The sequence below is a fragment of the Streptomyces sp. NBC_00038 genome, from assembly GCF_026343635.1.
Taxonomy (GTDB): domain Bacteria; phylum Actinomycetota; class Actinomycetes; order Streptomycetales; family Streptomycetaceae; genus Streptomyces.
The window spans coordinates 2443058-2455638 of sequence record NZ_JAPELQ010000001.1 but is presented as its reverse complement, the minus strand read 5'-3'; the positions used below and the strand labels follow the sequence as shown (position 1 = coordinate 2455638).

Annotated in this window: 15 protein-coding genes; 8 read left to right on the top strand and 7 right to left on the bottom strand. The window is 68.6% G+C overall.

Going from position 1 to position 12581, the window contains the following annotated elements:
* Window positions 1–11 precede the first annotated feature (11 nt).
* From OG219_RS11355 to OG219_RS11345, 3 genes are all read right to left on the bottom strand, one after another.
* A complete protein-coding gene (locus tag OG219_RS11355; RefSeq protein ID WP_266825479.1) occupies window positions 12–764 on the bottom strand; it encodes a transglycosylase SLT domain-containing protein in 753 nt (250 codons plus the stop codon).
* A 299-nt stretch (window positions 765–1063) separates the two neighbouring features.
* Complete coding sequence (locus OG219_RS11350) at window positions 1064–2185, bottom strand: S-adenosylmethionine:tRNA ribosyltransferase-isomerase (protein WP_266825477.1); 1122 nt, start codon at window positions 2183–2185, stop codon at window positions 1064–1066.
* Window positions 2182–2877 (bottom strand): SDR family oxidoreductase, encoded by a 696-nt coding sequence (locus OG219_RS11345; protein WP_266825476.1) that lies wholly within the window; start codon window positions 2875–2877, stop codon window positions 2182–2184. The genes OG219_RS11350 and OG219_RS11345 overlap by 4 nt, the downstream gene beginning before the upstream one ends.
* A 189-nt stretch (window positions 2878–3066) precedes the next feature.
* Between OG219_RS11345 and OG219_RS11340 the strand changes: the two genes are divergently transcribed.
* From OG219_RS11340 to OG219_RS11325, 4 genes are all read left to right on the top strand, one after another.
* Window positions 3067–4212, top strand: a complete 1146-nt coding sequence (locus OG219_RS11340) for a GAF domain-containing sensor histidine kinase (RefSeq protein WP_266825475.1) — start codon at window positions 3067–3069, stop codon at window positions 4210–4212.
* On the top strand, window positions 4205–4846 hold the full coding sequence (locus OG219_RS11335) for a response regulator transcription factor (RefSeq protein ID WP_266466379.1): 642 nt from the start codon (window positions 4205–4207) through the stop codon (window positions 4844–4846). Before OG219_RS11340 ends, OG219_RS11335 begins: the two co-directional genes overlap by 8 nt.
* Before the next feature lie 145 nt (window positions 4847–4991).
* Entirely contained in the window at window positions 4992–5240 is a 249-nt protein-coding gene (gene chpE / locus OG219_RS11330; RefSeq protein ID WP_266466382.1) for a chaplin ChpE, read from the top strand.
* A 195-nt stretch (window positions 5241–5435) separates the two neighbouring features.
* On the top strand, window positions 5436–5675 hold the full coding sequence (locus tag OG219_RS11325; RefSeq protein ID WP_266825472.1) for a chaplin: 240 nt from the start codon (window positions 5436–5438) through the stop codon (window positions 5673–5675).
* A gap of 224 nt (window positions 5676–5899) precedes the next feature.
* On the opposite strand, the gene OG219_RS11320 is transcribed toward OG219_RS11325, so the two are convergent.
* Window positions 5900–6688, bottom strand: a complete 789-nt coding sequence (locus OG219_RS11320; RefSeq protein WP_266825470.1) for a hypothetical protein — start codon at window positions 6686–6688, stop codon at window positions 5900–5902.
* Window positions 6689–6809: 121 nt separating this feature from the next.
* On the opposite strand from OG219_RS11320, the gene OG219_RS11315 reads away from it, so the two are divergent.
* The 3 genes from OG219_RS11315 (at window position 6810) to OG219_RS11305 (ending at window position 9195) form a co-directional block, all read left to right on the top strand.
* Window positions 6810–7601 (top strand): ABC transporter ATP-binding protein, encoded by a 792-nt coding sequence (locus tag OG219_RS11315; RefSeq protein ID WP_266825468.1) that lies wholly within the window; start codon window positions 6810–6812, stop codon window positions 7599–7601.
* A gap of 93 nt (window positions 7602–7694) precedes the next feature.
* The gene (locus OG219_RS11310) at window positions 7695–8129 is read left to right on the top strand and encodes an NfeD family protein (protein WP_266825466.1); all 435 of its coding nucleotides are present in this window, start codon (window positions 7695–7697) and stop codon (window positions 8127–8129) included.
* 130 nt (window positions 8130–8259) lie between these two features.
* Complete coding sequence (locus OG219_RS11305) at window positions 8260–9195, top strand: SPFH domain-containing protein (RefSeq protein WP_266825464.1); 936 nt, start codon at window positions 8260–8262, stop codon at window positions 9193–9195.
* A gap of 69 nt (window positions 9196–9264) precedes the next feature.
* Here the strand turns inward: OG219_RS11305 and OG219_RS11300 are convergent, their stop codons facing one another.
* The 3 genes from OG219_RS11300 to OG219_RS11290 form a co-directional block, all read right to left on the bottom strand.
* A complete protein-coding gene (locus OG219_RS11300; RefSeq protein WP_266825462.1) occupies window positions 9265–9771 on the bottom strand; it encodes an HNH endonuclease in 507 nt (168 codons plus the stop codon).
* A 145-nt stretch (window positions 9772–9916) separates the two neighbouring features.
* The gene (locus OG219_RS11295; protein ID WP_266825460.1) at window positions 9917–10456 is read right to left on the bottom strand and encodes a YbhB/YbcL family Raf kinase inhibitor-like protein; all 540 of its coding nucleotides are present in this window, start codon (window positions 10454–10456) and stop codon (window positions 9917–9919) included.
* Between the two features lie 41 nt (window positions 10457–10497).
* Complete coding sequence (locus tag OG219_RS11290; protein WP_266825458.1) at window positions 10498–11280, bottom strand: sporulation protein; 783 nt, start codon at window positions 11278–11280, stop codon at window positions 10498–10500.
* Between the two features lie 168 nt (window positions 11281–11448).
* On the opposite strand from OG219_RS11290, the gene OG219_RS11285 reads away from it, so the two are divergent.
* Window positions 11449–12090, top strand: a complete 642-nt coding sequence (locus OG219_RS11285; protein ID WP_266825456.1) for a DNA-3-methyladenine glycosylase — start codon at window positions 11449–11451, stop codon at window positions 12088–12090.
* The last annotated feature ends 491 nt before the right edge of the window (window positions 12091–12581 follow it).

The window sequence follows — 12581 nt, the reverse complement described above, 5'->3', positions numbered from 1 at the left end:
CGCGCCCGGCCTCAGTACGCGCTGTTGACGTTGTCGATCGAGCCGTACTTGTCGGCCGCGTAGTTGGCGGCGGCGGTGATGTTGGCGACCGGGTCGTACTGGCTCCAGGCCGTGCCCGCGACGTGGTATGCGTCGAAGGTCGGCTTGATGACCTGCAGCAGACCGATCGACGGGGTGCCGTTCTGGGCGTTGACGTCCCAGCCGTTGATGGCGTTCGGGTTGCCCGTCGACTCCCGCATGATGTTGCGGTACAGACCGTCGTAGGTACCCGGGATGCCGTTCTTCGACATGATGTCGAGGGACTCGCGGATCCAGCCGTCGAGGTTGTTGGCGTACGTCTTCACGGCGACGGTCTCGACCTCGACGCGCGCGGTGGAGCGGCTCGCGGCCTGCTCCTTCGCGCGCGCTTCGGCGGCCTTCTTCTTGGCGGCGGCCGCGGCGGCAGCCTTCTTCTTGGCCGCTGCCTCAGCGGCCTTCTTCTTGGCGGCGTCGGCGGCCTTCTTCTTCGCCGCGATGTCCTGGGCCTTCAGGTCCGCGCCGGCCAGCTGGTCGGTGACGCTGGCCTTCACGTCCTTGATCTGCTGCTCGCTGTAGGCGACCTGACCCGTGGAGACGCTGGCGTCGGTCGTGGTGGTCCCCGCGTTGCCGGGCACCAGGGAGAAGGCGAGGGCGGCGGCACCGAGGGTCGCGACACCGGCGATCGAAAGCTTGTGGACCTTGGTCAGCTTGGGACTATGACCAGGAGTGGTGGTGTTCTTGGGCATGACTGATGGACCTCTTCGAATAGCGCGGAGGTCGCTCCCGGTCCGGTGGGGACAGAGTGTTTCCGGAACAAGCGCCGCGGGGTGGAAACCCGCGGCGCTGAGCGACGGAGGCCATTCTTAGCGGTCGCAAAATCCCGTGGCAAAGGTGTGACGTACGAAGCTGGATAGTGGACCCTGTAAGGGCAAATCGGGACAGACTGTCACGCCTTTCCCGCTCACGTACGTCCCCTTTATCTCCTATGCCCCCTAGTACGTGATGTGCGTCCCGTGCGCGGGGTCACACCGGCCCGACACCGGTCTCACCAGCAGTTGCTGGAGCAATGCCCTGAGTGAGGGTTCTCGTCCGGGAGGATGAGGTGCACGTCCCCGAACTCGTGCCAGAGGTAGAGCCCGCTCAGCGCCTCCTCGTAGCTGCGGTCGACCGCAGCCCCTCCCGCGATCGCCTCCAGCATCAGCAGATGCGAGGCCTCCGGCTCGTGCAGCCCCGTCAGCAGCCCGTCGACCACCCGCACGCCGCGCTCAGTGGTCACCACGAGGTCCGTCCAGCCCTCCCGCGCCCGGACCACCCCGTCGGCGCCCGCCGCGGACTCGACGGCGCGTACGGCCGTCGTACCGACCGCGACGACCCGGCCGTCTCCCGCCTTCACCGCGTTGATCAGCCGCGCCGACGCCGGAGGCACCTCGTACCTCTCCGGGTACGGCGGCTCGTGCGACTCCGCCGACGCGACCCCGGTGTGCAGCGTGATCGGCGCGAACTGCACACCCCGGCTCACCAGCTCCGCCACCAGGCGCGGTGTGAAGGGCCGCGCCGCGCTCGGCATCTCCGCACTGCCCGAGCCGTCGGCGGACGGCAGCGCGAACACCGTCTGATAGACGGACAGCGGCTGGTCCCTCTCCGTATAGGAGTAGCGAATGGGACGCCCGTGCCGCCGCAGCAGCCGAGGTACGTCCGGATCCGACACCCGCCCCCACCACAGCCGCGGGCTGTGCGGGGCCAGCGGCTCCTCCAGTACGAGGCGTACGTCCCCGGGGAGGTGCACCTCCGTCCCCGCGGGCCCGCCCGCACGCGCACGCGTGGTGCCCCTTCCGTCCGGATCCCGCAGCTCGACGGCCCACCGCCCGTCATCACCCCGCGTGGAGAAATGCACCACTACGCGCGCGCGCCCGACCCTTCCGTCGACGGCGGCCGCCAGAGTGGGGGAGACGTTGACGACGAGCAGGTCCCCGGCTCTCAGCTGCAGCGGCAGCTCCACGAACTCGTGGTGCGAGACCTCGGTACCGCGCGAGACGAGCAGCCGTACGGAGTCCCGGTCAAGCCCCGCCCCCCGCTGCTCGACCGGCACCCGGGCCGACAGCTCCTCCGGAACGCTCCCCCACTCGCGACCGCGCCCGAACGGGGGGACCCCCATCACGGTCGTCATCGAGTCTCCAGCAGAGCGGGAGCACCGTAACGACCACTGACCGGGCGCCGGTCGAGCAGCCGCAGAAAGGCCGGAACCACACTGTCCGGCGCCGGCCGCGGATCGTCGTCTTCCGGTACGGCCGCCGCGTACAGGTCCGTCCCCATGTCCCCGGGGTCGACCGCCCAGACCCGCAGCCCCGGCTCCTCCTCGGCGAGCACCGCCGACAGATGGTCGAGCGCTGCCTTCGACGCCCCGTACCCGCCCCACGTCTCGTACGCCTCGGCGCCCGCGTCCGAGCTGATGTCGATGACCGTGCCCGCCCGCGCCGCCCGCAGCAGGGGCAGCGCCTCCTGGATCAGACCCAGCGCGGCGACCACGTTGACCTCAAGGGCCTGCCGCAGCCCGTCCAGCGACAGACCCTCCAGCCGTACGAGCGGTTCGGCACCCAGCGCGCTCGCGTTGTTCACCAGGAGGTCGACGCCCCCGAGCTTCCGGGCCGCCGCCACCAGCTCGGCGCGGTGTCCGTCGTCCGTGACATCCCCGGGCAGCGCCTCCACCCGCGTCCCGTACGCGGACAGCGCCACCGCCGTCTCCTCCAGCACCCCCGCGGTCCTGGCGTCGAGCACCAGATCCCAGCCGCGCCCCGCCAGGGCCGCACCGAGCGCCCGCCCCAGCCCCTTCGAAGCCCCCGTGATGATCGCTACCGGCATGACCCACACGTCCCCTCGTCCTCGACCGCCTCCGATCGGCGATGACCTCAACGTAGGAACCGGACCGCCCCCGCCGCCTCGTACGCGGGTCGCGAAGATCCGGGGCCCTTTGCCCTAGGCCCAGCGGCCTAGGCGACCGCAGCCACAGGTCCGATACGGGTTGTCACACCCCGCCGGTACGTTGGGGTCATGAGTCAAGGCCCCCGGTCCGGTCTGTACGCGGTCAGTGCCGCGCTGCTGGCCATGAGCAGGCACCTAGAGGTGCGCGACGTCCTCAAGACGATCGTCGCCTCGGCCCGCGAACTGCTCGACGCCCAGTACGCGGCGCTGGGGGTCCCCGACGACCACGGAGGCTTCGCCCAGTTCGTCGTCGACGGCATCAGCGACGCCCAGTGGAAGGCCATCGGCCCGCTCCCGCGCCAGCACGGCATCCTCGCCGCGATGCTCCACGAGGCCCGCCCCGAGCGCCTCGCCGACGTCCGCAAGGACCCCCGCTTCGAGGGCTGGCCCGGCGCCCACCCCGACATGTCCGACTTCCTCGGCCTGCCGATCCGCGACGGCGACGAGGTCATCGGTGCGCTCTTCCTCGCCAACAAGAACTGTCCCAAGCCGGACGGCAGTTGCGGCTTCACCGAGGACGACGAGGAACTCCTGACGATCCTCGCCCAGCACGCGGCGATCGCTCTGACGAACGCCCGCCTCTACGAGCGCAGCCGCGAGCTCACCATCGCCGAGGAGCGCTCCCGGCTCGCCCATGAACTCCACGACGCCGTCAGCCAGAAGCTCTTCTCCCTGCGCCTCACCGCGCAGGCCGCCGCGGCCCTCGTCGACCGCGACCCGGCGCGCGCCAAGGGCGAACTCCAGCAGGTGGCCGCGCTCGCCGCGGAGGCGGCCGACGAACTGCGAGCCGCGGTCGTCGAGTTGCGCCCCACCGCCCTCGACGAGGACGGTCTTGTCGCCACCCTGCGCACCCACATCCAGGTCCTCGACCGAGCCCATTCCGCCCGCGTGACCTTCAGCAGCTGCGGCGTACGAGCGCTGCCCGCCTCCCAGGAGGAGGCCATGCTGCGCGTCGCCCAGGAAGCCCTGCACAACGCCCTGCGGCACTCCGGAGCGCCCCAGGTCGACGTCACCCTGGAGCGGTACGGACAGGGCGCCGTCCTGCGCGTCACCGACAACGGCAGCGGCTTCGAGCCGACGGCGATACGCAGTGCGGGACGCCACCTGGGCCTGGTCTCCATGCGCGACAGGTCGAGCGGGGTCGGCGGCACGCTCACCGTGAAATCGGCGCCCGGAAAGGGCACCACGATCGAGATGGAGGTCCCTGGTGGCTGACGCAATCAAGGTGCTGCTCGTCGACGACCACCAAGTGGTCCGCCGGGGTCTGCGCACCTTCCTGGAGATACAGGACGACATCGAGGTCGTGGGAGAGGCGTCCGACGGCGCCGAAGGAGTCGCCCGCGCCGAGGAGTTGAAGCCCGACGTCGTCCTCATGGACGTCAGGATGCCGGGCATGGACGGCATCGACGCGCTGCGCAAGCTCCGCGAACTCACCAACCCCGCACGCGTGTTGATCGTCACCAGCTTCACCGAGAAGCGCACGGTCGTCCCGGCCCTGCGCGCCGGCGCCGCCGGGTACGTGTACAAGGACGTGGACCCCGAAGCGCTCGCCGGCGCCATCCGCTCCGTGCACGCCGGGCACATCCTGCTCCAGCCCGAGGTGGCGGGTGTTCTGCTGTCCCAGGAGGAGGTCAACTCGGGTCAGGGGAGAGGGGGTTCACTCACCGAGCGGGAGCGCGAGGTGCTCGGCCTGATCGCGGACGGCCGCTCCAACCGCGAGATCGCCCGCGCGCTGGTCCTCTCCGAAAAGACCGTCAAGACGCATGTCTCGAACATCCTGATGAAGCTCGACCTCGCCGACCGTACGCAGGCCGCGCTGTGGGCCGTACGGCACGGTGCGGCCGGGTGACCGGCAATTCGGAGGGTCTCGCTCCGGGCTGAGATTCATACCGTCGTGTGTATGTCCCCCGAATGGCGCAACCTCTGTGGATCTCGGCCGTTCTCCAGTGCGTGCTGCGGCGACTTGCCGCAGTGATCGCTAGGAGGGCTCAGAAGTGAAGAACCTGAAGAAGGCCGCAGCTGTCACGATGGTGGCGGGTGGCCTCGTCGCCGCCGGTGCCGGTTTCGCCTCCGCCACGGACGGTGGCTCGCACGCGGACGGCAAGGCCGTGGGCTCGCCGGGCGTCGTCTCGGGCAACCTCATCCAGGCCCCGGTCCACATCCCCGTGAACGCGGTCGGCAACAGCGTGAACGTCATCGGCGTTCTCAACCCGGCCTTCGGCAACCTCGGCGTCAACCACTGAGGTCCGCACCGGACCGATCATGACCGCCCGGCCCCTGGGTGCCCCCGGGGGCCGGTCAGGTTGTCCGCTGGTCGGCCCAATGGACCGAATGGGCAGTTCAGTGAGGGCCCCCGTGTCATAACGGATGTTTCAGGCGTTCCTCAGCGTACGACCCGCGGCCGGGTCGGATCCGCAATCGCAGGAGGAACGCTTCTCATGAACATCGCCAAGAAGGCCGCTGTGGCCCTCACCGTCGCCGGTATCGCCGCGGGTGCCTCAGCCGGTGCGGCTGTCGCCGACGCGGAAGCCGGGGCCGAGGCCGTGAAGTCGCCGGGCGTCGCCTCGGGCAACGTCGCCCAGCTCCCGATCCACATCCCCGTCAACGTCGTCGGCAACACCGCCAACCTGATCGGCGCGCTGAACCCGGCGTTCGGCAACACGGGCGTGAACGACTGAAGTCCGCCACCAAAGAAGAGCCCCACGACCGAACCAGGTCGGCGGGGCTCTTTTTGCTGCCGCCTTAGCTGCGGACACGCGTGCCGCTTGCAACCGCCCGTCTTAGCTGTGGGCATGCGTGCCGCTAGGGGCGGCGCCCGTCCCAAAAGAGCGGCACCCCGCAAACGCCGGGCCGCGCACCCACCCGAGCTCAGCCCCAACCCCGGGTGACGAAGAACCCCCGCTCAGCGAACCCCCCGCTCCCGCTCCTCCACAAACGCGTTGTACGCAGCCACCTGTGCCCGCCGCCCCGTCCGCTCCACCGGCCGCAACGCCTCCGCCCGAGCCGCCATCTCCGACGCACTCACAGCCCCACCGTGCCCGTTCTCGTAAGCGACGGAGATCAGCAGCCCAACCCGCTGGGCAAGCTCCAACACCCGTACCGCACGCGGCGGATACCCCGGAGCCAGCACCTCGCGCCCCCGCTCCGCCCGAGCCCGATACGCCTCGACCGCCGCCTCGGCAACCGGCCCCGACCCGGCCACATCCAGCCGCGACAACACCTCCGTGGCGTCCCGCAACGCCTCCGCCAGCTCCCGCTCGGCCTCCCCGAGGGACGGCACGTCGGCCGGCGGCGCCTCCCGCACGGCGAGGCAGTGCCAGACGACCTCGACATGGACATCGCCGTCGGGCCCGGCCTCGTACACCTCGGGCACGAGCCCGAGCGCCACCCCGTGGCAGATGACGGCCTCCTCGGCGTCGAGGGCGCGCGCGTTGAATTCCGGCGGTCCGCTGAGCCCGAGCGGATGCCCCGGCGCGGGCAGCGCGACCCGCAGCCCGGTCACCCCGAGCGCGCGCAGCCGGCCGAGAGCGAGCGTGAGGCCGACCGGCCCCGTCTCGCCCGGCAGCCCCTCGACCCGGTGCACCGCGTCCTCCCCGACGATGGCGAGGACCGCGTCATCCGGTGAAATAAGTCCGGCCAAAAGGGCATTTCCCCATGCGGCCAGCCGTCCTGAGCGTGGTTCCGAGAGCATGCCTCCACCCTAAGGACCGACCGATGGAATGGAGCGGCCGACTGGTGGCGTAGGTTTTCCCTGGGGGCTGCGTCCACAGACGTAAGCGACGGCCGAGACTGCAATGGGAGACAACGCGCTCATGAGCGATGTACTGGAGCTGGAGGACGTATCCGTGGTCCGCGAGGGCCGGGCTCTGGTGGACCAGGTCTCCTGGTCGGTCAAGGAGGGCGAGCGCTGGGTCATCCTCGGCCCCAACGGCGCCGGAAAAACGACCCTCCTGAACCTCGCCTCCAGCTACCTCTTCCCCAGCCAGGGCACCGCCACCATCCTCGGCGAGACCCTCGGCAAGGTCGACGTCTTCGAGCTGCGCCCCCGCATCGGTGTGGCCGGTATCGCCATGGCCGACAAGCTCCCCAAGCGCCAGACCGTCCTGCAGACCGTGCTCACCGCCGCGTACGGCATGACCGCCGGCTGGCACGAGGACTACGAGGACATCGACGAGCAGCGCGCCCGCGCCTTCCTCGACCGCCTCGGCATGAGCGACTACCTGGACCGCAAGTTCGGCACGCTCTCCGAGGGCGAACGCAAGCGCACCCTCATCGCCCGCGCCCTGATGACGGACCCCGAGCTGCTGCTCCTGGACGAGCCCGCCGCGGGCCTCGACCTCGGTGGCCGCGAGGACCTCGTACGCCGTCTCGGCCGCCTCGCCCGTGACCCGATCGCCCCCTCCATGATCATGGTCACGCACCACGTCGAGGAGATCGCCCCCGGCTTCACCCACGTCCTGATGATCCGTCAGGGCAAGGTGCTCGCCGCAGGCCCCCTGGAGCTCGAACTCACCTCGCGCAACCTCTCTCTCTGCTTCGGCCTCCCGCTCGTCGTGGAACAGGTCGGCGAGCGCTGGACCGCGCAGGGCCTGCCCATGTCCTGACCGCGCAAACCTCGGGAAGCCCCCGGTAAGAAGCGTGTTCCAACCTGATCGGCGCCCTGTCCGCGGCGGGACCCGCGGTCCTACCATGACCATGTGGACGACATCAACGCATGGGTGTGGTGGCTGATCGCCGCGGCCGGGCTCGGTATCCCGCTCGTCGTGACCGCGATGCCGGAGTTCGGGATGTTCGCGGTGGGCGCCGTCGCCGGCTCGGTCACAGCGGGCCTCGGAGGCGGTGTCGTACTCCAAGTCGTCGTCTTCTCCGCCGTATCGGTCGCACTGCTCGCCGTCGTACGCCCCATCGCGGCCCGGCACCGTGCCCAGCAGCCCCAACTCGCCACAGGCATAGAGGCGTTGAAGGGCAAGCAGGCGGTAGTGCTGGAGCGGGTCGACGGCACTGGCGGCGGCCGCATCAAGCTCGCCGGGGAGATCTGGTCGGCGCGCTCCCTCGATTCCGGACAGGCCTACGAGGTAGGCCAAGAGGTGGACGTCGTGGACATCGACGGAGCCACGGCGATTGTCATGTGACCTCGCACGACGCAAGTGAACCGAACGCCCCACAGCACAGACGACTGTCTGTCACACTCGTCCAGCAAGATCTTCAACAACCATAAGATCTTCAGGAATTACCGAGCGGAGAAGGGTACGGGGAGCAACGATGGAACCGATCATCATCGTCCTGATCATTCTGGTGGTGTTGGTCTTCATCGCCCTGATCAAGACCATCCAGGTGATCCCACAGGCCAGTGCGGCCATCGTCGAGCGCTTCGGCCGCTACACGCGGACACTGAACGCCGGACTGAACATCGTCGTCCCGTTCATCGACTCGATCCGCAACCGCATCGACCTGCGTGAACAGGTCGTGCCCTTCCCTCCGCAGCCGGTGATCACCCAGGACAACCTGGTCGTCAACATCGACACCGTCATCTACTACCAGGTGACCGACGCCCGCGCCGCGACGTACGAAGTGGCCAGCTACATCCAGGCGATCGAGCAGCTCACCGTCACCACGCTCCGCAACATCATCGGTGGCATGGACCTGGAGCGGACCCTCACCTCCCGCGAGGAGATCAACGCGGCCCTGCGCGGCGTCCTCGACGAGGCCACCGGCAAGTGGGGCATCCGCGTCAACCGCGTCGAGCTCAAGGCGATCGAGCCGCCCACCTCCATCCAGGACTCGATGGAGAAGCAGATGCGCGCGGACCGCGACAAGCGCGCCGCGATCCTCACCGCCGAAGGTATCCGCCAGTCCGCGATCCTCACCGCCGAAGGTGAGAAGCAGTCCGCGATCCTGCGCGCCGAAGGTGAGGCCAAGGCCGCCGCCCTGCGCGCCGAGGGCGAGGCCCAGGCCATCCGTACGGTCTTCGAGTCCATCCACGCAGGAGACGCCGACCAGAAGCTCCTCGCCTACCAGTACCTCCAGATGCTCCCGAAGATCGCCGAGGGCGACGCCAACAAGCTCTGGATCGTGCCCAGCGAGATCGGCGACGCGCTCAAGGGCCTGAGCGGCGCCATGGGCAACTTCGGCCCGATGGGCGGCGGTTCGGGTGGCGGAGGCACAGAGCGCCGCGAGAAGCCTTCCGTCACCGACTGACGAACGCGCGTGTACGTGTCTGGGGCCCGCCTTCTCATTGGAAGGCGTGCCCCAGACACGTACGACGGTCTACGCGGCCGGCTGCACCAGCCACTGCGGCAGCGCGTCGAAGTCGTCCCGGCCGAGGGCCAGCAGCATCGCGTCCGCCGGCGTCGGCTCGAACGGCTGCCGCAGCAGCGGCATACCCGCCTGATCCGGCGTACGGGCCGCCTTGCGGTGATTGTCCTCCGCGCACGAGGCGACCGTGTTCAGCCAGGAGTCCTGACCGCCCTGCGCCCTCGGCACCACGTGGTCCACGGTCGTCGCCCGCCTCCCGCAGTACGCGCACCTGTGCCGGTCGCGGATCAGCACACCGCGCCTCGACCACGGAGCTTGTCTTCGGAACGGCACCCGGACATATCGGCACAGCCTGATCACCCGGGGCACGGGTATGTCGAGTGCGGCTCCGCGCATACGGAGTTCGGGGTGGGCCTGCTCGACGACAGCCTTGTCCTGCAGCACCAGAACGACGGCTCGGTTCAACGTCACCGTCGACAGCGGCTCAAAGCTCGCATTCAGCACCAGCGTGTCCCGCATCCAGCCCACCTCCTATGCGCTCAAGCCCACTCCCCGGCGGGCTTGGATCAACTCTGGCCGGGCACGCCGAGATGGACAACGCAATAAAAAATGCCCGCCCCTGATCACTTCCAAGACCAGGGGCGGGCAAACGTTCAGTGAACCCTCAGCTGTCCGCGGGTGCCGCGTACTCAGCGATCAGCTGGGCTCGTGCCAGGGTGTGGAACCGCAGATTGAAGCCCACGACCGCGGGCGACGCATCCGAATCAGGACCGAGCTTCTCCTGATCCACGGCATACACCGTGAAGACGTACCGATGCGCCGGATCCCCGGGCGGCGGCGCGGCGCCACCGAAGTCCTTGGACCCGTAGTCGTTGCGCACCTGCACCGCGTCTTCGGGCAGCCCCTCGAACTTGCCGGTACCCGCGCCCGCAGGCAGCTCGGTGACCGACGTCGGGATGTCGAACACGGTCCAGTGCCAGAACCCGCTCCCCGTAGGGGCGTCCGGGTCGTAGCAGGTCACGGCGAAACTCTTGGTCTCCGGCGGGAAGCCCTCCCAGCGCAACTGCGGCGAGGTGTTCCCCGCCGCATAGACCTGAGCGTCCTTGAGCGTCGCACCCGGCTCGACATCATCGCTCGCGACCGTGAAGGACGGCACGGGCGGATGGAAGTCGTGGGGGAGCGGCGGCCGCTTGAGCTCGGTCACCTCGGTACCTCCTGATCGGTGGTGACGGTTCCCGGCCGAGCCTAGAACCAGCTGCGCTTGCTGCCGACCTCCGACAGCCACTGGTTGAGGTACGCGGCCCAGTCCGTGCCCTGGTAGTCGTGCAGCCCCACCTTGAAGGAACGGAACGAGTCGCTGCCCTCACTGAAGAGGCCCGGCTTCTTGTCCATCTCCAGGATGACGTCCATCTCACGGTCGTCCGCGACGAAGCTCAGCTCCACCTGGTTCAGCCCGCGGTACTGCGACGGCGGGAAGAACTCGATCTCCTGGTAGAAGGGCAGCTTCTGCCGCGTACCCCGAATGTGTCCGCGCTCCAGGTCCGCGTTCTTGAAGCGGAAGCCCAGCTGGATGAACGCGTTCAGGAGCGCCTGCTGCGCCGGCAGCGGGTGCACGTTGATCGGGTCCAGGTCACCCGAGTCGATGGCGCGCGCGATCGCCAACTCGGTGGTCACACCGATGTTCATCCCGCGCAGCGGCTGACCGTCGATGGTGGTGATCGGCGTCTCCCACGGGATCTCAAGCCCGAAGGGCACCGCGTGCACACCATTGGCCTGCAGCTCGAAGGCCCCGCCGAGCCGCAGTTTGGTGAACTCGACGTCCTGCTTGTACTCCTGATCCTGGCCCTCGACCTCGACCTTGGCCTGCAGACCGACCGACAGACCCTCGATCGCCTGGGCAACGGACCCTCCTTGGATCCGCACCTCACCCTGGACGACGCCGCCCGGAACGGTGTTGACCTCGGTCAGAACCGTCTCGACCGAAGCCCCACCGGCCCCCAGGCTCGCAAGCAGCCGCTTGAACCCCATGTCACTTCCTCCCCAGGCAACGCCTGTTCTGTCCTGATGTCTGTCTGAATCCCTTGATCCCTACAAACGCGATCCGACCGCGGCCGGTTCCGCGCCCTCACCCTTGCAAGGGGGACGCCCCCTGACCACCCCGCCGACACGCACCCATCTGGACTACGCTCGGACGCCATGATCGCGGCCACTGACCGTACGCCCCTCACACGCGAGTTCTTCGACCGCCCTGTACTGGATGTCGCCCCCGACCTCCTGGGGCGCACCCTGGTACGCAGCACCCCGGACGGTCCGATCGAGCTCCGCCTCACAGAGGTCGAGGCGTACGACGGCCCGAACGACCCCGGCTCGCATGCCTATCGCGGACGCACACCCCGCAACGACGTGATGTTCGGTCCGCCCGGACACGTGTACGTCTACTTCACCTACGGCATGTGGCACTGCATGAACCTGGTGTGCGGTCCGGAGGGCAAGGCCTGTGCGGTCCTGCTCCGCGCCGGCGAGGTCACCGAGGGTGCAGAACTCGCCCGCAAACGTCGACTCTCGGCCCGAAATGACAAGGAACTGGCCAAAGGGCCCGCCCGCCTGGCCACGGCCCTGGACGTGGACCGCACCCTCGATGGCACCGACGCCTGCGCCCCCGAGGGCGCTCCACTGACCCTCCTCACGGGCACCCCTGTCCACTCCGACCAGGTACGCAGCGGTCCCCGTACCGGGGTGGCAGGTGACGGGGGCGTCCACCCATGGCGCTTCTGGATCGCCAACGACGCAACGGTGAGCCCTTATCGAGCCCATACGCCCCGACGTCCCCGAACTTGACTCGCCCCTGGGGGGTCCGTAATGTAGCCCGAGCCGCTTGAACCGGTTACGGCGTTCAGCCAGCAGCCGAGAGCGGCCAACCCACTACCTACGACTCCCCTCGGCGGGGGCGAATTCGGCGTGCCTGCATGCCTTAATTCGAACTCGCGGAACTCGATTATGAGTTGCGGAGGGAATCGGCTAACGTAGTGAATGTCGAAAGGCCGGAACGCGAAAGCGCTCAAAGGCCCGAGATAAACCCGCCGACAGGGAATCGGACACGAAAGAGTCTGATAGAGTCGGAAACGCAAGACCGAAGGGAAACTGCCCGGAGGAAAGCCTGAGAGTCTCTCGGGTGAGTACAAAGGAAGCGTCCGTTCCTTGAGAACTCAACAGCGTGCCAAAAATCAACGCCAAGTTTGTTGATACCCCGTCTCCGGCCATCATGGCCGGGACGAGGTTCCTTTGAAGAAAAACATCAGCGAGGACGCTGTGAACTCTTCCGATTATTC